Consider the following 22,534-nt stretch of genomic DNA (forward strand, 5'->3'; position numbering starts at 1 on the left):
CGCCGATGCGCGATGATCTCTCCCTTTTGCTGAACTCCCTCAACGATGCCCAACGCCAGGCCGTAGCAGCCCCCGTTGGCCGTCAGTTGGTCCTGGCCGGTGCTGGCTCCGGTAAAACCCGCGTGCTGGTGCACCGTATCGCCTGGTTGATCCAGGTCGAGAACGCGTCCCCGCATTCGATCCTGTCGGTGACCTTCACCAACAAGGCCGCTGCCGAGATGCGCCACCGCATCGAGCAGTTGATGGGCATCAGCCCGGCCGGGATGTGGGTCGGCACCTTCCACGGCCTGGCGCACCGCCTGTTGCGGGCTCACTGGCAGGAGGCGGGCCTGGCCCAGACCTTCCAGATTCTCGACAGCGATGACCAGCAACGCCTGGTCAAGCGGGTAATCCGCGAGTTGGGCCTGGATGAACAACGCTGGCCGGTCCGCCAGGCCCAGTGGTTTATCAACGGCCAGAAAGACGAAGGCCTGCGCCCGCAACATATCCAGGCCAGTGGCGACCTGTTCCTGGCCACCATGCGCAGCATTTATGAAGCCTATGAAGTGGCCTGCCAGCGAGCCGGCGTCATCGACTTCTCCGAACTGCTGCTGCGCGCCCTCGACCTGTGGCGTGACAACCCCGGTTTGCTCGCGCACTACCAGAAGCGCTTCCGGCACATCCTGGTGGACGAGTTCCAGGACACCAACGCCGTGCAGTACGCCTGGTTGCGCCTGCTGGCCAAGGGCGGCGACAGCCTGATGGTGGTGGGCGACGACGACCAGTCGATCTACGGCTGGCGCGGCGCGAAAATCGAGAACATCTACCAGTACTCCGACGACTTCCCCGACGCCGAGACTATTCGCCTGGAGCAGAACTATCGCTCCACCGCCGGGATCCTCAAGGCCGCCAACGCCTTGATCGCCAATAACACCGGGCGCCTGGGCAAGGAGTTGTGGACCGATGGCGGCGAAGGCGAGGCGATCAACCTCTACGCCGCCTTCAACGAGCACGACGAAGCGCGCTATGTGGTCGAAACCATTGAAAGCGCCCTGAAAACCGGGCTGGCCCGCAGCGATATCGCTATTTTGTACCGTTCCAACGCCCAATCGCGGGTGTTGGAAGAAGCCTTGCTGCGCGAGCGCATCCCGTACCGCATCTATGGCGGCCAACGCTTCTTCGAGCGTGCGGAAATCAAGAACGCCATGGCCTACCTGCGTTTGCTGGAAGGCCGCGGCAACGATGCAGCGCTAGAGCGGGTGATCAACGTACCGGCACGGGGCATCGGCGAGAAAACCGTCGAGGCGATCCGCGAGCATGCGCGTCACAGCGATGTGTCGATGTGGGAGGCCATGCGCCTGCTGATCGCCAATAAAGGCCTGACCGGCCGCGCTGCCGGGGCTTTGGGTGGGTTTGTCGAGTTGATCGACAGCCTCGCCGCCAAGTGCCTGGAAATGCCGCTGCACCTGATGACCCAGACCGTGATCGAACAGTCCGGCCTGATCGCTTATCACGAAGCGGAAAAAGGCGAGAAAGGCCAGGCCCGGGTAGAAAACCTTGAGGAACTGGTCAGCGCCGCCCGCGCGTTCGAGAACAGTGAGGAAGATGCCGACCTGTCGCCATTGGCGGCGTTCCTCGGCCATGCCTCCCTGGAAGCGGGCGATACCCAGGCCGACGAGCACGAAGACAGCGTGCAGTTGATGACCCTGCACAGTGCCAAGGGCCTGGAATTCCCCTACGTGTTCCTGGTGGGCATGGAAGAAGGCCTGTTCCCGCACAAGATGAGCCTGGAAGAGCCCGGCCGCCTTGAGGAAGAGCGCCGCCTGGCCTACGTGGGTATTACCCGGGCGATGCAGAACCTGGTGATGACCTACGCCGAGACACGGCGCCTGTATGGCAGCGAAACCTACAACAAGGTCTCGCGTTTCGTACGGGAAGTGCCGAAAGGGCTGATTCAGGAAGTGCGCTTGTCCAATAGCGTCAGCCGGCCGTTTGGCGGCGGCCAGCAGCAGAACTCCAGCAGCATGTTTGCCGGTTCGGAAATTCCCGAGACCCCGTTCAGCCTTGGCCAGCAGGTCAGGCATGCGATCTTTGGCGAAGGGGTGATCCTCAACTTCGAAGGCGCCGGGGCCCAGGCCCGAGTGCAGGTGAACTTCGCCGAAGGCAGCAAGTGGCTGATGATGGGTTACGCCAAGCTCGAAGCGGTCTGACTGAGCGTTCCCACGCTCTGCGTGGGAACGCCCGGACGCTCTACCTCAGTGTAATGGGTCGCCTTGCCCTTGTTTTTCACACGTACGGGCCAATATCTGTAATTAGTCCTACAGACCATTCCGAATAGGTCTTACGCAAAAGCCCGAAACATTATGCCGCTAGCCACTGCCTCTACACCTGTGCAACATGGCGCGCGTGCAATCCACAAATGGGAATTCCCTTTATGAAACGTTTTCTTAGCATCGCCATGGCGTTGTGCATCGGCCTGACGATGAGCCTCGACGCCAACGCCAAACGCTTCGGTGGCGGTAAAAGCTCCGGCGCAGCGCCGAGCCACCAGACCAGCCAAATGGCCCCAGCCGCTGGCGGCATGGGCGGAGCGGCTGCCACCGCAGGTGCAGCCGGTGCCGCAGGCGCTGCTGCCAAGGCCGGCGGTGCTTCGCGCTGGTTGGGCCCTCTGGCCGGTATCGCTGCCGGTGGCCTGCTCGCTTCCATGTTCATGGGCGGCGGCTTCCAGGGCATGCAGATCTTCGACATCCTGATCATGGCCGTCATCGCCTTTGTGATCTTCCGCTTTATCGCCGCCCGTCGCCGCAAGCAGCAGGAGCACCTGGCTCCAGCCGGCGCGCCGATGCAGCGTGAAGTGTTCGAGCAAAAGCCTGCCATGGGTTCGATCTTCGGCGGCTCGGCGGCACCGGCTGCTGCCGCCCGTCCGGTGATCAATGCACCAGCCTGGTTCAACGAAGAGCGTTTCGTCGAAGCGGCCCGCAACCACTTCCAGTCCCTGCAGCAACACTGGGACGCCAACGAAATGGACAAGATCGCCGAGTTCGTGACCCCGCAACTGCTGGAGTTCCTCAAGCGCGAACGTGCCGAGTTGGGCGACGCTTTCCAGTCGACCTATATCGACGACCTGCGCGTACAACTGGAAGGGGTGGATGACCGCGCCGACAAGACCATCGCCACCCTGACCTTCAGCGGTGTGTCGAAGACCTCGCGCTTCGACCAGGGCGAAGTGTTCAGCGAAAGCTGGAACATGGAACGTCCCCAGGGCGAAAACCAGCCTTGGCTGGTAGCCGGTATCCGCCAGAACGGCTGATCCGCAAAGGCCTACAGCCTGCTGTAACGAACACCCCGGTCTTGTGCAGTGCTTTAAGAAGCCTGCACAGCCGGGGTGTTTTTTTGCCTGTGGAAAAGTCGGCATGGGGTTTTGCTGGATTAATGAGAACGACTCTCATTATACTCACCCTCCCCGGTTCTGCCCGAGCATAGGAAAGTGCCGCCGTGCTGGAAAAACTGTTCACTCAACATGCACCCGCGTTGCATCGCTATCTGTTGCGCAAAAAGTGCTCCCCAAGCCTGGCCTCGGACCTGGTGCAGGACACTTTCCTGCGCATCGCCCAGTTGGAGAGCCTGGAGCGCGTGCTGTGCGCGCCGTCCTATCTGTTTCGGGTAGCGCACAACCTGATGATCGACCATCACCGCCGCTATGGTGAAAAGCGTTACGACAACGACCCCAGCGCCTTCTTCGCCACCCTGGTCGACGAAACCAGTTGCCCTGAAGAACAGGCCCTCGGCGCGTTGGAACTGGAGCACCTGGAAAGCCTGCTGGAGCGCATGCCACCGCGCACCCGCGATGTGTTCATGCTGTGCCGGGTGGAGGGCATGACGCACAAAGAGACCGCGCGCTATTTACGGATATCCACAAGCTCTGTACAAAAACACATGGCCATGGCCCTGGCCAGGATTGGCCGGGCGCTTGAGCCGGGCCAAGAGGGCTGAGCCTTGTGTACGACAAAGAGCCAAAAGGTAAATAGACCGAACCGTGAACGCCTCCCCACAGACTATCGACCCGGTAGAGCGCAAAGCTGCCGACTGGGTGATGCGCCATCGCCAAGGACAGCTTTCGGCACGTGAACTCGAGGCTTTTCAGCGCTGGCTGGCCGCCGACCCGTTGCACGCCGCCGCCGCCGAGCGCGCCAATCGTGCATGGCAGGCTACCGCCCAGCTCAAGCAACGCCCCGGTTATGTAAAACCCCAGCGCCCGCCGCGGTCTGCCTGGTTGCGCATGCCGGTGGTCGGCGGCAGCGCCGTGGCTGCACTGGTGTTGGGCTGCTGGATGCTGCTGGCCCCACCCTTCTGGCTACAAGCCCTGAACAGCGACTATCACACCGGTTTTGGCGAAGTGCGCCAGATCACCCTGGCCGATGGCAGCCAGGTGGAATTGGGTAGCCACAGTATCCTGAGCCTGGTCTACGACGATCAGACCCGGCGGGTGCGCCTGAGCCAGGGCGAGGCGGTCTTCACCCCTGCGCCAATGAATGAACAGGAGCGGCGGCCCTTCACCGTACAAGCGCCCGGGGCCGATATCACCGCGCGAGGCACGCGTTATCTGGTCGGTGTGGGCAAGGATCGCGAAGGCTGGGTGGGTGTGCTGCAACACCGGGTCGAGGTCAACCTGACCCCGCACGGGCGCGATGAGGCCACCGGCTCCGCGCTGCTGGAGCAGGGTAACAGCCTGCGCTTCAGCCCCAAAACGGGCCTGGTGCCGCTGAACACCAACCCCGAGGAACTGGCCAGTTGGCAGGAAGGCCGGCTGGTATTCCAGCGCGAGTCCCTTGCCGATGTCGCCGCCCGCATCAACCGTTACCGACCCGGGCTGGTGCTGGTCAAGGGCGAGGCGCTGCGCAACGCCCGGGTCAGCGCGGTGATGCGCCTGGATAACCTGGACGACGCGCTTGAACACCTGGTGGCGCAAGTCCACGGGCGCATGGTCGACCTGCCAGGGCTGACGCTGATCTACTGAGTAACCTCAGGCAGCGTAAGTTTCTAAATCGGATAAAAAACTACATACATAGATCATAACGATCTATCGCGTTTTTGCAGCTGGGCCGTTTCTACTACATGTGAATAAATCTTATTTACTTTAGTGAGGCCGGTTTTGCAGACGCAAGAGAACAACAAAAAACGCCAGGGAACAAAACGTACCCGGCTGAGCCTGGGGATCCAGTTGGCCGTCATTGCGCTGGTCGCCGATGCCGCGACCATCAGCGCGGTGCTGGCGGCACCAGCCGCCAGTGCAAACCACGCCCCGGCCACTGACCTATACACGTTCAACGTACCCACCCTGGCGCTGGACGAAGCCTTGGTGCTGTTGGCGCGTCAAGCCGGTGTCGAGCTCTACCTGGGCAGTAACGACCTCACCAAAAGCTACGGTAACCCAGTCAAGGGTCGCCTCTCCCTGGATGCCGCACTGCAAACGCTGCTGGCCAACCAAGGGGTCAGCTACAGCCTCACCGGCTCTGCCGAACGCCCGATCATCCAAGTGCAATCGATGCCGAACTCGGCGGGCATCCAGGCCGGCGACCTGCATCCGACGTACATCATGGGCATGGAAGGCAAGCAGTCCCGGGACGAGAAGGGCTACAACGATATCTACGACCAGGACATCTCCTCGGTGTATGCCGGCAAGGAGCAGATCGAACGCTACAAAGGCGCGGCCCCCGCCGATATGTTCAAGGGCATGCTCAACGTGTACAGCGGCGACTCGCGCAACAGCGGCGCACTGGACCCAAACATCCGCGGCATCCAGGGCCCCGGCCGCGTGCCGGTGACCATCGACGGCACCGAGCAGGCAATCACCGCTTATCGCGGCTACATGGGCGCCAACAACCGTAATTACATCGACCCCAACTTGATCGGCAGCATCAAGGTGCTCAAGGGCCCGAACCTGGAGCGTAACGTCTACAGCGGCGTCGGGGGGGCAGTGGTAGCCAGCACCCTGAACGTCGACGACATACTCAAGGAAGACCAGGCGTTCGGTGGCGAACTCAAGATCGAAGGCAGCAACAATTCGGTGTCGCCCAAGCTGCCGACGCTGCTGACCGGGCAGACGCGCAGTCCCGACTATCAGCACATTCCCCTCCACTCTTACTACGATCCTTCGCTGTACAAACATCCGCGCACGAGCAGTAACAACAAACTCCTGTCCAGCGATGATTCTGCCTATCGTTTAGCCTTGGGCACACGTCAGGAGAAATTCGAACTGTTGGCGGCCTACGCCTTCCGGGAAAAGGGCAACCACTACGCAGGCAAGAACAAGACCGACTTTTACTCCACCGGTAAACAGATCAACGGCCAATTTGACTACATCCCCAACCTGGCAAATATCTACAAGCCGGGCGATGAGGTACCCAACACTTCCAGCAAGATGGAGTCCTGGCTGGGCAAGGCCAAACTCAAGATCGATGAAGGCCAATCCCTGGAGTTCGGCTACCGCGATACGGATGCGCTATATGGCGAAATCATGCCATCGCGCATCTCGTTCTTCAGGCCCCAGGACCTCTATGACGCAGCCACTTACGGCGTACCGCAGTGGCCCTTGAGTCATGTACAAAGCAAAGCCTACAACCTGGAATACAATCTCAAGCCTGAGGGCAACCCATGGGTGGACTTCTATTCCAACCTCTGGGCAACCAATACCCGCAGCGATACTTACAGCAGCGGCGGTGTACCCAATCAGACCACCGAAGATGATCGAGTGTACCGGAACACGGCCGTAGCCAATGCCCAGCATGACCGCGTCGGTTTGACTGCAAGCAACAAACTCAAGCTGCTCGACAGCCTCGACCTGACCCTCGGCGGCAGCTACCAACATGAAAAGCTGGGCTCGAACGATAACTATCAAGACCCCATCATCGGCGACACATTGCGCATGTATCCCCGCGCCGGACGCCGGGTGGAAAAAGAGTACAACTTCAACTTCGATTGGAGACCCGTCACATTTGCCCGATTCAACGCCGGGATGCGTTATTCATCGTATTGGGCATTTGATGACTATCTCAAAGGCGACCAAGACAAGACAGGGACAATAACGCAAGACGTACCAACCGGTCGGCGAGTGTCTTACGTCACTCAAAAAACGCTGACAGACCACGAATTGAAAGTATTGATTGATGAAAAAATAGCGTACGAGAGCCAGTTTTGGGATGGCTTCGGTATGACGGATGAAGAGCGTTTAGAGGATGTAGAACGGATCAAACGAGATACGAAGCGTATTCAAGATACCAAACACCTTGTTAACTGGGCACATGATGGAAAAGGTCGTTATTCACGCGATAACAATCCGTGTATTAATGGTGTGAACGCTGGGGAAAATATTATTCAGTGCACGGCAGACGACAATTATATTACCGAGCAAAAAGATATCAGTGCCAAACATCAGAAAGACAGCGGCTGGGTGCCAAATTTATCAGTGACCTTTTACACCTCGGAAAATGGTCGAGTTTATCTTCGCTACAGTGAAGCCATCCGCTACCCAAGCATGTTTGAAAGCACCATAGGATTCTCGTCGTCTACAAACCCTTGGGGACTTGAGCCGGAGCACGCCTATAACTACGAAGTCGCTTACATTCATAACCTTGCCGGGTGGGGTGGTAGTGAGAGCGCCGACGTCAAATTGACCTATTACAACAACACCACGAAGAACGTGATTGAACGCAGCCCCCAACTGCGCTTCAGTAACCTGGAAAAACAGATGACCTCCGGCGTGGAGTTTCAAGGTCGCTACGATAGCGGGCGCTTTTTCACCGATTTCAGCCTCGCCCATGTCCTGAAAAATAAAGTCTGTGATGAAGATTCAGCCCTATCCATCAGCACCGATGGCAGTACCCCTGACTGCGTGGATGATGGCTTTGTGGGCGGTTACTTGGTGAGCATGTCTCAGCCCGAGTGGTCAGCCAACCTTGGATTGGGTGCACGTTTCCTCGACCGTAAACTAGAGATCGGTGGCCGCGCGATTTATTACCGTCAGCACGAGAGCAAGTTCAACAGCAATTACCCAAACAGCGCCATGGTCAGTTACTACATCAACACGCCCATGTCATGGGACAAAATCGTCACTTATGATGCTTATGTAAACTACAAGTTGACCGATGATGCCTCCATCGAGCTGACGGGCACTAACTTGAGCAACCTCTACTATATCGACCCGATGACGCGTTCGGCCATGCCCGCACCCGGCCGCACATTAAAACTTGCATTTACTACCACTTTTTAAATTTCAAGGCTCAGCAAACCAGAGACAGTAACGCCTGAATTAAATGTCCAACGTATACATCACCAAGGGGAGCTTCTTCGGTGCCGGCACCAATGCATCGCTGGCCGGTATCGCCAAATTTACGAATCGTGATTACGACACCGCTTTCGGCGGGGTTGTTAAATGAACATAAGTTTCTATTGAAATCATTTTATCACTACGTTCCAACTTGCGAGGTGTGACATGGGAGGCTAAAGAAGCAATCGGCAAATGCTTGACGTGTTGACTTAATTTAAATCACTCAATGGATGATGAAATGAAATCTTTCAAACACACAGTATTGGCAGTGGCACTTCTGGGTCTGGCTGGCGTTGCTCAAGCAGCCACTTCTTCTGGTCAAAGTTACGATGGCACCATCGTTGTTGACGGTTCCAGTGGCACCGGCTCTACGAACCACCCTGGCTCGGCGGGTCAGCCTGCCATTGGCGTAAAAGCGTTTTACAACGGTACAAAAGTTGCCTTCAGCGGCTTGAAAGGCATGGCTGCCAACGACGCAAATGGTGTATCCACCATTACTACCGCGATGATGCCGGCTTCCCACTCCACACTGGGCAACTTTGACTTCAAACAAGTCGCCAACCAACAGGTGTACTACGGCGAGTGGTCGCAAACCGGCGCCAACAATGACCCAACCCGTGTTGTGTACTACTCCGGCGACACCACTGGCCGCGTACTGCCAACTGCCAACGTGACCTATGCGGTACAGGGCATTAACAATTACTCCGGCGCTAACGTACTGTCCGGCGACCTGACCGCTTCCTTCGGTACAGCGGCACCAACCCTGACCGGCTCGTTGAGCAACAGCGCCCTGAAAGTCCAGTTGTCGGCCAACATCAACACTGCCGATGCCAGCTTCGCCGGTACTGCACGAGCGCGTGACGCCGTGAGTAACGCAAGCCTGTCAACCGGCACCACCCAAGGCAGCTTCTTCGGCGCAGGCTCCACCGCGTCGCTGGCCGGTATCGCCAAGTTCTCCGATCGCAACTACGACACCGCCTTCGGTGGTGTCGCCAAGTAATCGCCGGTTGAACCTGTTGTAGCACCACCTAAGCAAGTGCCTGCCCCCAGGCACTTGCTTTGGGCGTTTTGAAGCGATCCCGAGAGCCCGGTAATGCCCCAGCCCTACTGCAAGCGATCCCTCACGCTCCACGTTTTGCCCTTTTTCCTACTGCTGTCCATAACCCCTACGGTATTTGCTGCCGACCAGGACACCAGCCTGCGCCTAAACCAGACCATCGAGTACCGCGCCAATGAGCAAGAGCGCGAGTTGCTCAAGGATGAAATGCCCAGCGACGTCGCCGCGCCACTCTTGAACATCGACGGTCAGGACTACACCGTGGGCAACACCCTGGATGAGTTGGGCCGTGCAGTGTATGTGTCGATCTCGCGCCATAACTGGTCCCAAGCCAGGGACTACCTCAAGCGCTACACCGCCCTGCCCGGCCACGACCCGATGCTCACCGCCTATGCCAAGGGTGGCCTGGCCCGCGCCGATGGCGACCTGGAGCAAGCCGAAGATTATTACCACGAATTGCTGGCGATACAGTCCGACTTCCTGCCGGGCCGCCTGGAGCTGGCGCGGGTGCTGTTCGAAAACCGCAAGGATGGCGAGTCCAACGCCGTATTCCAGCAGATCAGTAGTGGCCTCAGCCCCTCCGACGCGCAGGCCATGGGCCTGGGCAAGACCGTCGACAGTTTCAAGCAGGCCCTGGATCACCGTGAAGACTGGCAAGGCTCCTTCGCCATCGGCCCGACCTGGGGCAAAAATCTCAACCAGTCCCCCGAAAGCACAGTGACGTATCGCTATGTCACTGCCGAAGAAACCATTCTGGTCCAACGCTCGCTGCCCAAGGCTGTGTCTGCCCACGGCACCGATTACGAGGCAACGCTCAACAAGCGCATCGCCCTTAGCGGCCATCACGGGGTGTTCATGCGCTCGCTGTTGTACGGCCAGGCGTATGAAAAGGAGAGCAAGTACAACGAAAGCACAATTATCAACAGCGCCGGCTACAGCTATCACGATGCGAAAAACCAGTACGCCCTCGGGCCATCCTATGAATTCAACACCATCGCCGACAACGCCATGTACAGCGCCTGGGGGCTGCGCGGCGAATGGATTCACACGCTGTCAGCCACGCGGATGTTCAAGCTGGAAGGCGAATACAAGGACATGGCCTACAAACACGAAATCAATAGCAACCTCGACGGCGGCATCAGTTCTTTCTACGCCACTCTGTGGCAGGCCCTGCCCCAGCGCTGGACGTTGTTCGGCGGCGTGGACCTGAGCCAGCGCAACGCCCGGGACAGCACCCAGGCTTACCTGCAAAAAGGTGTGCGACTGGGCGTCGCCAAGGATTTCGAGGTGGGCGTCAGCGCTGTGCTGTTCGCCTCATACCGCCAGCGCCAATACGATGCCTACAGCGCCATTGTCGATGAGCGACGCAACGACGATGAACAGGGCTACACCTTTATCCTGCGCGCCCCACGCCTGGCGGTGATGGATGTGGTGCCCAGTCTGACGGTCAAGTACAACAAGGTCGTCAGCAATGTCGACTGGCTTTATTCCTACGATAAAAACAGCATCAGCCTAAAGCTGGAAAAGCAGTTTTAACCAATAACCCCGGGGTTTCTATTTCGCGGTTGCACTTATAGCGAGCTACTGTATAAAACGCCCCTATAAACCGCGCCATTTAGCATGAGGATCCCGGCCGTGGAAGAAGTTATCGAACAATTGCGTGAAGCCAACGAACCGGTACCGGTTCCTCTGGAACTGCCCGACGAAGACCAGTTGGTGGAAGTCGAAGAACAGCTGTTTATCAACATCCCGTTTGTGTTCAAGGAATTCCTGCTGACCGTCAGCGATGTGGTGTATGGCAGCCTGGAACCGGTGACCATCACCGACCCCCAGTCCCACACTTACCTGCCGGAAGTCGCCGCCAATGCCTGGGATATCGGCGTGCCTCGCGAACTGATCCCGATTTGCCAGGATGGCGACGACTACTACTGCGTCGAAGAAGACGGCACGGTGGTCTTGTGGTCCGGCGAAGAAGAACTGGTAACCGAAGAGTCATGGGAATCGGTGTGGCACTGGGCGCGGGACGTGTGGCTGGAAAGCTGAGCCAAAACCAGTGACAAGGGGGCGGTGTGCAAAGCCCCCTCGCCACATACGCTCAATGCTCCGGCGTGTCCTTGTGATTATCCAGGGTTTCCAGCAAGGCCACTTGCATGCGCGTATGGATGCGGATGAACCAGCGCCAGAGCACGGCAGCCACTGCGGCCGTCACCACCGCAATCAATACCAGCAACTTGTTGGTCGGCAAAATACTGGCCGACAAGGCCGCCAATAGCAGGAAGATCACCAGCAGCGAGAGAATCGGGATCAGTTCGGCAATCACCCGCCGTACACGTTGGGTATGGCGCCCAGCCATTTCCGGCTTCACGCTCATCTCCGCCAGCAGCATCGACAGCGCCTTGAGCTTGCGATATGCGGCAATCAGAAACGGCAGCGACAGTAGCAACGCACCACCCCAGATCAATGCCTTCTGCCAGCTCGGATCACTGATCCAGCCTTCCAGATACCCTCCAATGCGCGCGGCGAAAAAGCTGCCGGTAAAGAAGATCGCCACCACCAGCGCCAGGTTTACCCCTACCTGCAAGATGATCTTGCGGATCATCGACGCCAGCATCGCGCCTTCGCCCTGGGGCGAAATGCTGCGCAGCCATTCGCCATACATGCCAAACACCCGGCTCAGACGCTGTGGCATCACAGCCGCGATCTTCAAGGACAATGGGTCGGCGCCACGAATAAGGTATGGCGTGAGCAACGTAGTGATGGCGGAAACGGCCACCGCCACCGGGTAGAGAAAGTCGCTGGTGACCTGCAAGGTCATCCCCAGCGCCGCAATGATGAAAGAAAATTCGCCGATCTGTGACAGGCCCATGCCCACCCGCAACGAGGTGCGGCCGTCATTACCGGCGATAAACGCGCCAAGGCCACAGGACAGCATCTTGCCCAGCACCACGGCCACAGTAATCACCGCAATCGGCCACGCGTATTGCAGCAAGATCTGCGGGTCGATCATCAAGCCAATGGCAACGAAGAAGATGGCACTGAACATGTCGCGAACCGGCTCGATCAGGCGTTCTATTTTCAGCAACTGCCGGGACTCGGCCATGATCGCACCGATCAGGAAGGCGCCCAGCACCATGCTGTACTCCAGCTTGACCACCAGCAGGCAGAAGCCAAAACACAGGCCCAGGACGGTGATCAGCAGCATCTCGTTGCTTTCAAACTTGGCCACGTAGGCCAGCAGGCGTGGCACCAGCAAAATGCCAATCACCAGGGCCACGATCATGAACAGTGAGAGCTTGCCGACCGTGGAAAATACCTCGCCGGAGCTGACCGTGCCGCTGACGGCGATGCTCGATAACAAGGCGATGATGCCGATGCCCAGGATGTCCTCGACAATCAGCACGCCAAAGATCAGTTGGGCAAAGCGCTGGTTTTTCATCTTCAGGTCGTTGAGCGCCTTGACGATGATGGTGGTCGAGGAAATCGCCAGGATCGCACCGAGGAACAGTGAATCCATGGTGTTCCAGTCGAACCATTGGCCAATTTCATAGCCAATCCAGATCATCAGGATGATTTCCAGGAAGGCCGCGATAAACGCCGTGGCGCCGACCTTGAACAGCTTGCGTAGGCTGAACTCCAGGCCCAGGCAGAACATCAGGAAAATCACCCCCAGCTCGGCCAGGGTCTTGATGGTGTCTTCGTCGTGGATCAGGCCGAAAGGCGGGGTGTGCGGGCCGATGATAAAGCCGGCGACGATGTACCCCAGGACGACCGGCTGCTTGAAGCGATGGAACAGGATGGTCACCACCCCTGCCACGAGCATGATCACGGCCAAGTCCTGGATAAAACTGATGGCGTGCATGGCGAGGGGCTCCTTGAGGGTACTGGCACTGTCCCGAATTCCAGGCAGCCGCCACAACGGCGCGCAATATGCGGAAGGAAAAGTCTGCCTTATTCGTAAGAAATGCCCTTGAAATGGGCTTTTCAAGGGTAACACCGCGACTTGCGGCAGAAAGCCGGTGCAATATATGGAAACAGATCGCCCTGGGCGTGACGGCAAGCCCCGTCCCGGCGTCCCGTTAGGGATGGCGCTGTAATGATTCGAGCATCCGCAGAGGTGCCCCCCCCAACCAATGCCTACAACCGTGAGTGTGCTATGGAACCCGGAAACGCCCAGCTGTCGATGACGGTATTGATGACCCCTGACATGGCCAATTTCTCAGGCAATGTCCACGGCGGTACCCTGCTCAAGTACCTCGACGAAGTGGCCTACGCCTGCGCCAGCCGTTATGCCGGCCGCTATGTCGTCACACTGTCGGTGGACCAGGTGATTTTTCGTGAGCCGATCCATGTGGGCGAACTGGTGACATTTTTGGCTTCGGTCAACTACACCGGCAACACGTCGATGGAAGTGGGGATCAAGGTGGTCACCGAGAACATCCGCGAGCGCTCGGTGCGCCATACCAACAGTTGCTTCTTCACCATGGTTGCCGTCGACGACGCCCGTAAACCGGCCGCCGTGCCAGCGTTGCAGCCACAGAACAGTGAAGACAAGCGCCGGTTTATCCAGGGCAAACAGCGCCGGCAGATTCGCCAGGAGCTGGAGAAGCGCTACCAGGAAATCAAAGCCGACGCGCTGTAAAACACAATCCCCCTGTAGGGGCTGGCTTGCCAGTTCCTACAGGGGGATTTTGGGTGTTACAGACTGATCGGCGTGGCTTCAAAGCGCACGCGCGGATGGGCGATGCGGTCCTGGGCCCGCACCAATTCCAACTCGTAACTGGCGCATGCCTGGGTTTCTAGCAGCACTTCATGCACAGCCGACGCCGTGAACTCGAACGCGGCCAGCAGGCTGTCGCCCAGCAGCACCCGCGCCAGGAACAGGCCCGATGTCAGGTCGCCAACCCCCACCGGCTGGCGCGCAAATGCCAGCAGCGGCCGGCGCAGGTGCCAGCTGCCTTCGGCCGTCACCAGCAGCATCTCGAAACCGTCCGCCAGCTTGCCGGGGTAGTCCAGGTGCTTGACCAGCACCGCTTTGGGCCCACGCGCCAGCAGGGCACGCGCCATACCCAGGCAATCGAACAGCGACTGCGGTTTACGCCCGCAAAAGCTGTCCAGCTCCAGTTGGTTGGGGCACAGAAAGTCGGCCATGGCCACCGCTTCGTCCAGCAAAAAATCACTGACTTCCTGGGGTACGATGCAGCCTTTTTCCGGATGGCCCATCACTGGGTCGCACAGGTACAGGGCCCTGGGGTTGATCGCCTTGATCCGCGCCACACCGCTCAGGATCGCCCGCCCCTGGGCGGCGCTGCCCAGGTAGCCGGACAGCACCGCATCGCAGTTGCCCAGTTCGCCAATCGCCGCAATCCCCTCCACCAGCGCCGGAATTTGCTGCGGCGCCAACACTTCTCCCGCCCAGTGGCCATACTGGGTATGGTTGGAGAACTGCACGGTGTTGAGCGGCCAGACATTCACCCCCACTCGCTGCATGGGAAATACGGCGGCGCTGTTGCCGGCATGGCCGAAGACCACATGGGACTGGATCGCAAGCAGATGAGGTGTGCGTTTCATGCAGGAAACTTCCGTAAAACCGTTGAATTCTGGCCGCGCAGTATGCGACTAAAAGCATCCTGTACGACAGACCGGAGACACAGTTAAGCTGGCCTTACTTTGTTGGAGCAAATCGCATGCTGACCCTGGGAAATATCTTTGTGCTGATGCTAGTGGCGGCGGCTGCCGCCTGGGTGTGGCACAACCACGGCTTGCGCGAGCGTGCGCTGGAGAGGGTCAAACAGCATTGCGCCAAGCTCGACATCGAATTGCTCGACGGCGCCGTGGCCTTGAAACGCATCGGCTTCGTCAAGGACGCCAGCGGCCGCCGGCGTTTGGCGCGGGTCTACAACTTTGAGTTCACCGTGACCGGTGAGGCCCGCCACCCTGGCACCATCACCCAGTTTGGGGCCCACAGTGCGCAGATCGAACTGGCGCCCTACCCGTTTGAAATAAAGACTCCGCCGCCCAGCGCCGAAGTGATTGAACTGAGCCAGTGGCGTCAGGAGCACGGCAAGAGCCGTCACTGACGGCAAGCGGCCAGGGCCTTTTGCAGTTCTGCCACGTCCTTCTCTTCGCTGAAGATCAGCTCGATGCGTGAGTCCCGGCGCCATTCGCTGGGCTGCCAAGTGAGCATGGTGTTATCCACAGCGTTGGCCGAAACCCAACCATCGGAGCTGTGGATAACCAATTTGGCACGGCGCCAGTCCAGGCCCTGCAACCATTGCCGCAGCAACGCGGGATCGAACTGCTGGCTCGGGTGCCAGCGCCAACCGATGCTCCAGCCGCCTTCCTGCGCCTGGTGCAGGCAAATCGGCACGCACGGATCGCTCCAGATTGCCGGGATTTGCGTCAACCCCTTGGGCACTTCAAAGTTATCCACAGGCGATCCGGCCTGTGCGCCGAACCCTGGCAGGCGGACCAATGGCAGTTGCGCCTGTCGAGTCCAGTAAACCTCGCAGGCTGGTAATGTGTTTTCGATAACGCTGCGTTGCGCGGCATCCAGCCCTTCTTCCTTGTTCAGCACCAGCAACCCGGCACTGGCCAATGCCTCGCGTTGCGCGTCGGGCAACGGTCTGCCTGCCGCCAGTGCCTGGGCATCCAGGACCAGCACACAAGGCTGGACGGCCAGCACGGTTTGCCAGGGCGCCTGGCGCAACTGCGCCAGCAATTGCGCCGGGTGCCCCAACCCTGAGGGTTCGATAAACAGGCGGTCCGGCTTGGCCTTACGCAGCAGGCGACCTAGCCCTATCTGGAATGGCGCACCATTCACACAGCACAAACAGCCACCGGCCACTTCGCCGATGGCAATACCGTCGTCATCCAGGGTCAGCAGCGCAGCATCCAGGCCAATCTGCCCGAACTCATTGATCAACACCGCCCAACGCTCATTGGCCGGGCGCTGGGTGAACAGGTGCTTGATCAAGCTGGTCTTGCCAGCCCCCAAGGGGCCGGCAATCACATGCGTGGGAATATTCTGCAGCATCGTGGACATTATTCAGGCCGTGTAGAGACGATTGATCCTACCCGGTTATGCCAGCCAATCCAGCGTCAGAATCAGCCGTCGTTCATTGGCGGCCAGCGCCGGCGAACGATGAATCAAGCCGTAGCCTTCATTGCCACGCCACTTTTCGCCTTTGAGCAGGGCGACTTCACCGCAGTGGATCTGTTCGATGCGCTCGGTGGGCTCCGCGTCCGCCTGACTCAACTGACGTCGGTCCATCACCCCTTCGCGCAACCATTGGCTGCCGATACCGGCATAGGTGGTGATCAAGCGCACGGGCACATGATCGACGTGAAAACGCGGGCACATGGCCTTGTCCAACAGCCTTAACCGCACGCCAATACGCTTGGCGCCCAGCAGGCAGGCAAAGGCGCTGACCAGCCATGCCACATCGGCGATAAACCCGTCGTAGCCTTCAAGGTCACGACAACCTGCGGCCAAGCCCTGCAAGTTGGGCTCAGCATCTTCACTGTCCAACTCAACCACCAGCGATTCTGCCAGCGGCTCGTTCAGCGAGACCAGCAACGCACCAAACTCGGCGATATGCAGCGGCAACTGGCGCTGCCACAGCGCCAGGTTCACCCCGTTATCGAGGATATCGGCGAGCGCCAACGGGGTTTCACCACGGGTCTGGCGAATCACCGGGCGCAGTTGAATCACAGGGGCCAACATCAGGCGGCTGCCTCCTCATACCAAGGGCCAAAAGGATCGACCAGCAGGCGCCAACCTTCGACGCCCTGGGCCATTTCATCGTCGGTCAGCAGGCACGCGTCCAACTCCGCGCGCAGGCGCACGAAGTCGATGTTCTGCCCGATAAACACCAGTTCCTGGCGGCAATCGCCGGTGCTCGGTTGCCAGTTCTCCATGATCGCCGCGACGCTTTGCTGGTCCTCGGGCCATTGGCTCTTGGGCACAAAGCGCCACCAGCGACCAGCAAAACCATGGCGCATCAAGCCACCGGCCTGGGACCAACTGCCGGCGTCGCGATGTTTGCTGGCCAGCCAGAAAAATCCCTTGGAGCGCAGCAGCCTGCCGTTGACCCACGGGCGGTCGATAAAGTCGAAAAAACGCTGGGGATGGAATGGCCGGCGCGCCCGATAGGCCGTGGAGGCGATGCCGTATTCTTCAGTCTCCGGCACATGTTCGCCGCGCAGTTCCTGCAACCAGCCCGGCGCCTGGGCCGCGCGCTCGAAGTCAAAACGCCCGGTATTGAGGATCTCGGCCAGCGGCACTTCGCCCATGACCATGGGAATGATGCGCGCCTGGGCATTCAGGCGTTCAAGGATGGCCACCAGTTCTTCACGTTCGTGGCTGCTGATCAGGTCGATCTTGCTGATAAGGATGACGTCGGCAAACTCGATCTGCTCGATCAACAGGTCGGTGATGGAACGTTCATCATCTTCACCCAGGGTTTCGCCCCGTGACGCCAGGCTTTCGGCGGCTTGGTAGTCGAGCAGGAAGTTCATGCCGTCGACCACGGTGACCATGGTGTCCAGACGCGCAATGTCGGCCAGGCTCTGACCGTTTTCATCGCGAAAGGTGAAGGTTTCTGCCACGGGCAGCGGTTCGGAAATGCCAGTGGATTCGATCAGCAGGTAGTCGAACCGACCCTCCCTGGCGAGCTTTCCGACCTCAACGAGCAAGTCTTCGCGCAAAGTGCAGCAGATGCAGCCGTTGCTCATTTCCACCAGTTTTTCTTCGGCGCGATTGAGGCTGACGTCGCGCTGTACCGCAGCGCCATCAATGTTGATTTCGCTCATATCGTTGACGATCACCGCCACTCGCAGGTTTTCGCGGTTGCGCAGGACGTAATTGAGCAGCGTGCTTTTACCGGCGCCGAGAAAGCCGGACAGCACGGTTACGGGTAGACGGTCGGTCATCGGGTGTTCCTCATCAGGTTGGCCGGTCAAATCGCCCGTTGATGGCGTTCGCGCAGCTCTTCACGTTCTTTGGCTTCAATACACAGGGTGGCCGTGGGCCGCAGCAACAGACGCTTGAGGCCAATCGGCTCGCCTGTCTCACGGCACCAGCCGTACTCACCACGGGCGAGGTGCTCAAGGGCCTCGTCGATCTTGTCCAGCAGCTTCTTTTCCCGCTCCAGCAGACGCAGTTGCCATTGGCGCTGTTCTTCGGCGCTGCCGACATCGGCGGGATCGCTATGGGGCTCCTGCTCGCGCAGCACGATGAACTCGGCTTCGATGCGCGCTTGCAGGTCATAGCGCTGAGCCAACAACAGCTCGCGGAAAAAGGCCTGCTGGGCCTCATTCATATAATCAGCAGGTGGTTGAGCGAGCAGGTCTTGTTCAGTCATCAGGTCGGTTCACGGGTCAGGCTGTATTTTGATGTTATAGTATAACAATGCAAATAAGCTAATCCCCTCTTGCCCGTCACGACGAAGGGCGCAATCCTTGAACGCCTCCAGGCCCCGAGAAACGCGATGAAATCCCTGTTATGCGGTGTGTTGCTGCTGGTAGCGACCCAGGCCGGCGCCCAAGTAGCCAGCCCCCTGGCCACGTGCACCCGCAGCGCCACCCTGCTGGCCTGTGTCGATGCCCAGGGCAATGCCTACAGTGTCGCAACCGCGGGCAACACCACGTATTTGCGCGGATTCGAGGTGATCGGCAAGCGTTACTGGGCGCAGACCAATAGCCGCTACGGCCAATTGACGTTCTTTACCGGTCTGGCCTCAGACGGTGAGGCGTGGGTCGGCTACACACGGCGTGTGGGCTGGACCACGATCAACCGGTTCTCCAGTTCCGGAGGCTCCAGCGCCAAGTTCACCTGCAGCCGTATCAGCGGGTGCTAGAGCGGTCGTAGAAAAATCATCGTCGATCTAATTGTTATACTATAACATGTCGGATTATCTCCAACGATGGACCTGCTCATGAATGCGCTGACTCTACCCGATATCGCCGCGCAGGCTTCTCGCCAAGCCTTGCCCCTCGACTGGGTGGGTATGTGCGGCATTGCTCTTCCCATCCTGATCGACGGCCAACGTTTGAGTGCCAAGGCCGATGCCGGCGTAAGCCTGGATGACGGCGAGGCGCGGGGCATTCATATGTCGCGCCTGTACCTGGCGTTGGAAATGCTCGAGCAACAAGACCTGCAACCGGCGCTGCTGCGTCAGGTGTTGCAGCGATTTCTCGATAGCCATGAAGGGTTATCGAGCAGCGCCTACCTGCGGATTCACACCGATTTGCTGCTCAAACGCCCGGCGTTGGTCAGCCCGCTATCGGGCTGGAAGACTTACCCGGTGACCATCGAAGCGCGTCTGGAAAAACAGATGTTCCACGTGGAACTAAAAATTGACGTGACCTACTCTTCCACCTGCCCATGCTCTGCGGCCCTCGCCAGGCAGTTGATTCAACAGCAATTTGTTGATCACTTCGGCAACAAGTCGTTGCAACACGAAGATGTACTGGCCTGGCTTGGCAGTGCCAATGGCATCGTCGCCACGCCCCATAGCCAACGCAGCAGTGCGCTGTTGCAGGTCCATCTGCAGCCCGACGTCCAAGCCTTGCCCCTGACGGCCTTGATCGACCAGGCCGAAGCAGCCCTCGGCACCGCCGTGCAAACCGCTGTAAAGCGCGCCGATGAACAGGCGTTCGCCTTGGCCAACGGCCAGAACCTGATGTTTTGCGAAGACGCCGCGCGCCGCTTGAACCTGGCACTGAAACGCTCGGATGCGGTGCAAGCCATCCAACTCAAAGTCATCCACGCCGAAAGCCTGCACGCCCATGACGCCGTGGCCGAAAGCCATTGGACGAGAGGCGCCTCGGGCACCCCATGAAACTGACGATGCTCGACCTGGAAGCGGCAGCCGTGGGTAGCCGTTTTCCCCTGGCCCCCGTATTGGATGCCCTGCCGTGGAACAGTGACGGCCTGATCGCCGCCATCGCCCAGCAACACGGCAGCGGCGCAGTGTTGATGCTGGCCTGGATGAACCGCCAGGCCCTCGACGAGACCCTCGCCAGCGGCCAGGTCTGCTACTGGTCACGCTCGCGCCAACAGTTGTGGCGCAAAGGCGAAAGCTCTGGCCACCAGCAGCAGTTGATCGAAGCACGCCTGGATTGCGACGGCGATGCCGTGTTGCTGATCGTCGACCAACAAGGCCCTGCCTGTCACACCGGCCGACCCACCTGTTTTTACAACGCTATCGAAAACGATCAAGTGCACATCATCACCGCGCCTCTCAAGGAACCTACAGCATGATCCGCAAGAACCCTTCCGGCGATCTGCCGGTCATTGCCGAGTCGGCCTACGTCGATAAAACCGCGATCATCTGCGGCAAGGTGATCATCGGCGAGAATGTATTTGTCGGCCCCTATGCGGTGATCCGCGCCGACGAAGTCGATGCCACCGGCGACATGGACCCGATCACCATCGGCGCCAATTCCAATATCCAGGACGGCGTGGTGATCCACTCCAAATCCGGTGCGGCGGTGACTATCGGCGAGTTCAGCTCCATTGCCCATCGCTCGATTGTCCACGGCCCCTGCACTGTCGGCGACCGGGTGTTTATCGGCTTCAACAGTGTGCTGTTCAACTGTGTGGTGGGTGATGGCTGCGTGGTGCGGCATAACTCGGTGGTCGATGGCCGCGACTTGCCCGCCGCGTTCTACGTGCCGTCCACCACGCGCATCGGCCCCAACACCGATCTGTCGCAGTTCCCGCCCGTGAGCGTCAGCGCATCGGAGTTTTCCGAAGACGTGGCGCGTACCAATGTCGACCTGGTGCGCGGCTACAAAGCCCTGCAAAACGAGTTCTAAACATGAGCCGCTTGCTGATCCGCAACGCCCGCCTGGTGAATGAAGGCCAGGAATTCGATGCCGACGTGCTGGTCGCCAATGGCCGTATCGAAAAAATCGCCAGCAGCATCCAGGGGCAAACAGCCGAGATTGAGATTGATGCCCAAGGCCAATGGCTGCTGCCGGGCATGATCGACGACCAGGTGCATTTCCGCGAACCTGGCGCGCCGGACAAAGGCAGTTTTTACAGCGAGTCCCGCGCCGCAGTGGCCGGGGGCATTACCAGTTTCATGGATATGCCCAACACCCAGCCCGCGACCTTGACCCTGGAAGCTCTGGCCGACAAAAAGCGCCGCGCCGCACTGCACTCGGTAGCCAATTACGGGTTTCACTTTGGTGTCAGCAACGACAACCTCGACACCGTGGCTGCCCTTGATCCGCGGCAGGTCGCCGGGGTCAAAGTGTTTATGGGCGCCTCCACCGGCAATATGCTGGTGGATGATCCACGCGTCCTGGAGCGTTTATTTGCTGAGGTGCCGACCATTCTCCTCGCCCATTGCGAGCACACGCCGAGCATCCAGGCCAATGAACAACGCTTGCGAAACCGGTTTGGCGAGGCGATCCCCGCCGTCGCGCACCCGCTGATCCGCGATGCCGAAGCCTGCTATCGCTCCTCGTCCCTGGCCGTGGAGCTGGCGCGCCGCCACGGCACGCGCTTGCATGTGCTGCACCTGACCAGCGCCCGGGAACTGTCGTTATTTGAAGATAAACCGCTGGCAGAAAAACGCATCACGGCAGAAGTGTGCGTGCACCACTTACTGTTCGACGACCGCGACTACGCCCGCCTCGGCCACCAGATCAAATGCAACCCGGCGATCAAAACCCGGGCCGACCGCAATGCCCTGCGCCTGGCACTGCTGAGCAATCGCCTGGATGTGATCGGCACCGACCACGCGCCTCATACATGGGAGCAAAAACAGCGGCCGTACCGCGAGGCGCCAGCGGGGTTACCCCTGGTGCAACATGCGCTACCGGCATTGATGGAGTTGGTGGCGGACGGCCTGTTGCCCCTGACCACATTGGTGGCGAAAACCAGTCATCGCGTTGCCGACCTGTTCGCCATTCCCGACCGGGGGTACCTGCGCGAGGGCTACTGGGCCGACCTGGTGCTGATCAAACCCGAGCCCGAAGGCAAACCGGTGAGCAGCCAACCGATCCTCGCCCGCTGCGGCTGGACACCCTTTGCCGAGCGCAGCTTTCGCCATAGCGTCAGCACTACTCTGGTGTCAGGCCATGTGGCCTGGCACCAGGGGCAGGTGATCGACAGTTGCCAGGGGCTGCCCCTGCATTTTCTGCGCTAAAACCCAGGAGCC

At 59.5% G+C, this 22,534-nt stretch carries 22 protein-coding genes; 16 read left to right on the forward strand and 6 right to left on the reverse strand.

Annotated elements, in window-relative coordinates; translation table 11 throughout:
• The first annotated feature begins 5 nt into the window (after positions 1 to 5).
• From uvrD to HBR93_RS12810, 9 genes are all read left to right on the forward strand, one after another.
• Positions 6 to 2,189: a DNA helicase II gene (gene uvrD, locus HBR93_RS12775; protein ID WP_057961208.1), complete on the forward strand. Its 2,184-nt coding sequence runs from the start codon at positions 6 to 8 to the stop codon at positions 2,187 to 2,189.
• A gap of 224 nt (positions 2,190 to 2,413) precedes the next feature.
• Positions 2,414 to 3,289, forward strand: coding sequence for a Tim44 domain-containing protein (locus HBR93_RS12780; RefSeq protein WP_029290048.1), 876 nt, complete (start codon positions 2,414 to 2,416; stop codon positions 3,287 to 3,289).
• 185 nt (positions 3,290 to 3,474) lie between these two features.
• Positions 3,475 to 3,972, forward strand: a complete 498-nt coding sequence (locus tag HBR93_RS12785; RefSeq protein ID WP_057440570.1) for an RNA polymerase sigma factor — start codon at positions 3,475 to 3,477, stop codon at positions 3,970 to 3,972.
• 43 nt (positions 3,973 to 4,015) lie between these two features.
• Complete coding sequence (locus HBR93_RS12790) at positions 4,016 to 4,996, forward strand: FecR domain-containing protein (protein WP_273867357.1); 981 nt, start codon at positions 4,016 to 4,018, stop codon at positions 4,994 to 4,996.
• Positions 4,997 to 5,131: 135 nt separating this feature from the next.
• Positions 5,132 to 8,248 carry a TonB-dependent receptor gene (locus tag HBR93_RS12795; RefSeq protein WP_120734369.1) on the forward strand — a complete coding sequence of 1,039 codons (3,117 nt, stop codon included), beginning with the start codon at positions 5,132 to 5,134 and terminating at the stop codon, positions 8,246 to 8,248.
• Between the two features lie 43 nt (positions 8,249 to 8,291).
• Entirely contained in the window at positions 8,292 to 8,414 is a 123-nt protein-coding gene (locus HBR93_RS26980) for a hypothetical protein (protein WP_258571537.1), read from the forward strand.
• A gap of 129 nt (positions 8,415 to 8,543) precedes the next feature.
• Positions 8,544 to 9,305, forward strand: a complete 762-nt coding sequence (locus HBR93_RS12800; RefSeq protein WP_233093208.1) for a Slam-dependent surface lipoprotein — start codon at positions 8,544 to 8,546, stop codon at positions 9,303 to 9,305.
• A 135-nt stretch (positions 9,306 to 9,440) separates the two neighbouring features.
• Positions 9,441 to 10,898 (forward strand): surface lipoprotein assembly modifier, encoded by a 1,458-nt coding sequence (locus HBR93_RS12805; RefSeq protein ID WP_262377292.1) that lies wholly within the window; start codon positions 9,441 to 9,443, stop codon positions 10,896 to 10,898.
• Positions 10,899 to 10,997: 99 nt separating this feature from the next.
• Positions 10,998 to 11,405 carry an SMI1/KNR4 family protein gene (locus HBR93_RS12810; protein WP_029290059.1) on the forward strand — a complete coding sequence of 136 codons (408 nt, stop codon included), beginning with the start codon at positions 10,998 to 11,000 and terminating at the stop codon, positions 11,403 to 11,405.
• Positions 11,406 to 11,457: 52 nt separating this feature from the next.
• Here HBR93_RS12810 and HBR93_RS12815 read toward each other — a convergent pair whose 3' ends face one another.
• On the reverse strand, positions 11,458 to 13,221 hold the full coding sequence (locus tag HBR93_RS12815; protein ID WP_057961209.1) for a cation:proton antiporter: 1,764 nt from the start codon (positions 13,219 to 13,221) through the stop codon (positions 11,458 to 11,460).
• 294 nt (positions 13,222 to 13,515) lie between these two features.
• Between HBR93_RS12815 and HBR93_RS12820 the strand changes: the two genes are divergently transcribed.
• Positions 13,516 to 14,001 (forward strand): acyl-CoA thioesterase, encoded by a 486-nt coding sequence (locus HBR93_RS12820; RefSeq protein ID WP_057961210.1) that lies wholly within the window; start codon positions 13,516 to 13,518, stop codon positions 13,999 to 14,001.
• Positions 14,002 to 14,057: 56 nt separating this feature from the next.
• Here the strand turns inward: HBR93_RS12820 and pdxY are convergent, their stop codons facing one another.
• On the reverse strand, positions 14,058 to 14,930 hold the full coding sequence (gene pdxY, locus HBR93_RS12825) for a pyridoxal kinase PdxY (RefSeq protein ID WP_057440574.1): 873 nt from the start codon (positions 14,928 to 14,930) through the stop codon (positions 14,058 to 14,060).
• A 116-nt stretch (positions 14,931 to 15,046) separates the two neighbouring features.
• On the opposite strand from pdxY, the gene HBR93_RS12830 reads away from it, so the two are divergent.
• Complete coding sequence (locus HBR93_RS12830) at positions 15,047 to 15,439, forward strand: DUF3301 domain-containing protein (protein ID WP_057440575.1); 393 nt, start codon at positions 15,047 to 15,049, stop codon at positions 15,437 to 15,439.
• Here HBR93_RS12830 and HBR93_RS12835 read toward each other — a convergent pair.
• From HBR93_RS12835 to dksA, 4 genes are read right to left on the reverse strand one after another with little or no spacing between them, the layout of a single operon-like run.
• On the reverse strand, positions 15,433 to 16,395 hold the full coding sequence (locus HBR93_RS12835; protein ID WP_169960478.1) for a CobW family GTP-binding protein: 963 nt from the start codon (positions 16,393 to 16,395) through the stop codon (positions 15,433 to 15,435). The two genes, HBR93_RS12830 and HBR93_RS12835, sit on opposite strands and share 7 nt — an antisense overlap.
• A 45-nt stretch (positions 16,396 to 16,440) precedes the next feature.
• Positions 16,441 to 17,085, reverse strand: a complete 645-nt coding sequence (locus HBR93_RS12840) for a DUF1826 domain-containing protein (RefSeq protein WP_057440577.1) — start codon at positions 17,083 to 17,085, stop codon at positions 16,441 to 16,443.
• Entirely contained in the window at positions 17,085 to 18,293 is a 1,209-nt protein-coding gene (gene zigA / locus HBR93_RS12845; protein ID WP_057440578.1) for a zinc metallochaperone GTPase ZigA, read from the reverse strand. The genes HBR93_RS12840 and zigA overlap by 1 nt, the downstream gene beginning before the upstream one ends.
• A 26-nt stretch (positions 18,294 to 18,319) precedes the next feature.
• Entirely contained in the window at positions 18,320 to 18,724 is a 405-nt protein-coding gene (gene dksA, locus HBR93_RS12850; RefSeq protein ID WP_057961215.1) for an RNA polymerase-binding protein DksA, read from the reverse strand.
• Between the two features lie 126 nt (positions 18,725 to 18,850).
• Between dksA and HBR93_RS12855 the strand changes: the two genes are divergently transcribed.
• The 5 genes from HBR93_RS12855 (at position 18,851) to HBR93_RS12875 (ending at position 22,522) form a co-directional block, all read left to right on the forward strand.
• Positions 18,851 to 19,219 carry a hypothetical protein gene (locus HBR93_RS12855; protein ID WP_057440580.1) on the forward strand — a complete coding sequence of 123 codons (369 nt, stop codon included), beginning with the start codon at positions 18,851 to 18,853 and terminating at the stop codon, positions 19,217 to 19,219.
• Between the two features lie 78 nt (positions 19,220 to 19,297).
• Positions 19,298 to 20,203, forward strand: a complete 906-nt coding sequence (gene folE2, locus HBR93_RS12860) for a GTP cyclohydrolase FolE2 (RefSeq protein WP_057440581.1) — start codon at positions 19,298 to 19,300, stop codon at positions 20,201 to 20,203.
• Positions 20,200 to 20,625 carry a phosphoribosyl-AMP cyclohydrolase gene (hisI, locus tag HBR93_RS12865; protein WP_057961216.1) on the forward strand — a complete coding sequence of 142 codons (426 nt, stop codon included), beginning with the start codon at positions 20,200 to 20,202 and terminating at the stop codon, positions 20,623 to 20,625. The genes folE2 and hisI overlap by 4 nt, the downstream gene beginning before the upstream one ends.
• Complete coding sequence (locus HBR93_RS12870; protein WP_115129320.1) at positions 20,622 to 21,182, forward strand: DapH/DapD/GlmU-related protein; 561 nt, start codon at positions 20,622 to 20,624, stop codon at positions 21,180 to 21,182. Before hisI ends, HBR93_RS12870 begins: the two co-directional genes overlap by 4 nt.
• Before the next feature lie 2 nt (positions 21,183 to 21,184).
• Entirely contained in the window at positions 21,185 to 22,522 is a 1,338-nt protein-coding gene (locus HBR93_RS12875; protein WP_115129321.1) for a dihydroorotase, read from the forward strand.
• The last annotated feature ends 12 nt before the right edge of the window (positions 22,523 to 22,534 follow it).

Origin of the sequence: Pseudomonas sp. WS 5411, from assembly GCF_012985595.1 — a bacterium.
Classification (GTDB): domain Bacteria; phylum Pseudomonadota; class Gammaproteobacteria; order Pseudomonadales; family Pseudomonadaceae; genus Aquipseudomonas; species Aquipseudomonas shahriarae.